General features: G+C 65.9%; 1 pseudogene. It reads right to left on the bottom strand.

The window, feature by feature from the left end:
* A pseudogene (locus tag ACIHEI_RS25865) lies at nt 1-2,138 on the bottom strand (hypothetical protein); the annotation flags it as partial.
* Nucleotides 2,139-2,246: the final 108 nt, after the last annotated feature.

Genomic DNA, 2,246 nt, shown 5'->3' with positions numbered 1-2,246 from the left:
GTCAACGTCGTCGCATCACACGTCACCGAGGCGACGCGGTCGTCCGCGACCGTGACATCGTGAACAACCGCCGTACCCGTGTTGGTGACGGTGTAGGTGTAGTGCACCGTGTCACCGACGTGGAACGGGCCGGCGCTGTCCGCCGTCTTCTCGATCGACAGCACCGCCTCGCCCACCACCGTCACCGTTGCCTCACCAGGGGGACTCACCACCGGCTCACCCTCGGGATCGGTACCGTTCGCGTGAGCCGTGTTCGTCACATGACCAGCCGCAACATCCGCCGCCGTAACGACGTACGAACCGTGGCAGAGCGTGCTCGCACCCGGGTTCAACATCGTCGCGCCACACGTCACCACAGCGACGTGGTCGTCCGCGACAGTCAGGTTGTGCACCGCCGCCGTACCAATGTTGGTCACCGTGTACGTGTAGTTGACGGTCTCACCCACGTGGAACGGACCAGCAGAGTCAGCCACCTTCTCAATGACCAACTCGGCCTCGCCCACCACCGGAACAGTCGCCTCGGCAGGCGGGCTCAGCACCGTCTGACCCTCGGGGTCGGTGCCTTCCGCGTGAGCAGTGTTCGTCACGTGACCAGCCGCAACATCCGCCGCCGTAACGACGTACGAACCGTGGCAGAGCGTGCTCGCACCCGGGTTCAACGTCGTCGCGCCACACGTCACCACAGCGACGTGGTCGTCCGCGACAGTCAGGTTGTGCACCGCCGCGGTACCGGTGTTGGTCACCGTGTACGTGTAGTTGACCGTGTCACCGACATGGAACGGACCAGCCGAATCAGCCACCTTCTCAATGACCAACTCGGCCTCGCCCACCACCGGAACAGTCGCCTCGGCAGGCGGGCTCACCACCGGCTCGTTCTCCGGGTCGAGGCCGCTCGCGACCGCCGTGTTGGTCACGTGCCCGGCCTGCACGTCCGCCGCCGTGACGACGTAACTACCGTGGCAGAGGGTGCTGTCACCGGCGGGCAGCGTGTTCCGGTCGCACGTCACCGGCGAGATGCGATCGTCACTCACGTCCAGGTCGTGCACGGGAGCGGTGCCCGCGTTGGTGACGGTGTACGTGTAGGTGACGGTGTCACCGACGTGGAACGGGCCGGCGCTGTCCGCCACCTTCTGGATCGTCAGCACCGCGTCACCCGCGATGTTGATCGTGGCCTCACCGGGAGGACTCTGCACCGGCTGGCCCTCGGGGTCCGTGCCGTGCGCGACAGCCGTGTTGGTCACATGCCCGGCCAGAACATCCGCCGCCGTGATCACGTACGAACCGTGGCAGAGCGTGCTCTCACCGGGGTTCAGCGTCGTCGTGTCACAGTCCACGTCCGCGATGCGGTCGTCCGTCACAGTCAGGTTGTGCACCGTCGCCGTACCGGTGTTGGTCACCGTGTACGTGTACTCGACGGTGTCGCCCACGTGGAACGGGCCGGCACTGTCCGCAGCCTTCTGAATCGTCAGCAGCGCCTCACCCAGAACGGGGACAGTCACCTCGGCGGGCGGGCTCAGCACCGTCCCGCCCTCAGGATCCGTACCCTCGGCGTGAGCCGTGTTCGTCACATGCCCGGCCGACACATCCGCCGCCGTCACGACATACGAACCGTGGCACAGCGTGCTCTGACCGGGGTTCAGCGTCGTCGTGCCACAGGTCACCACAGCGACGTGGTCGTCCGTAACGGTCAGGTTGTGCACCGTCGCCGTACCGGTGTTGGTCACCGTGTACGTGTAGGAGACCGTCTCACCCACATGAAACGGGCCAGCAGAGTCCGCCACCTTCTCAATGGCCAGCTCCGCGATACCCACCACCGGAACGGTCGCCTCACCGGGAGGACTCACCACCGGCTGACCCTCAGGATCCCTACCCTCGGCGTGAGCCGTGTTCGTCACATGACCGACCGACACATCCGCCGCCGTCACGACATATGAACCGTGGCAGAGCGTGCTCTCACCCGGGTTCAGGACCGTCAGGTCGCAAGTCACTGCCGGGACGTGGTCATCGGTCACGGTGAGCGCGTGAACGGCAGCAGTGCCCGTGTTGGTCACCGTGTACGTGTAGGAGACCGTCTCACCCACATGGAACGGGCCAGCAGAGTCCGCCACCTTCTCAATGGCCAGCTCCGCGATACCCACCACCGGAACAGTCGCCTCACCGGGAGGACTCACCACCGGCTGACCCTCAGGATCCCTACCCTCGGCGTGAGCCGTGTTCGTCACATGACCGACCGACACATCCGCCGC

This window comes from Kitasatospora sp. NPDC051984, assembly GCF_044593455.1.
Taxonomy (GTDB): domain Bacteria; phylum Actinomycetota; class Actinomycetes; order Streptomycetales; family Streptomycetaceae; genus Kitasatospora.
This window is presented reverse-complemented; position numbering and strand designations above follow the sequence as displayed.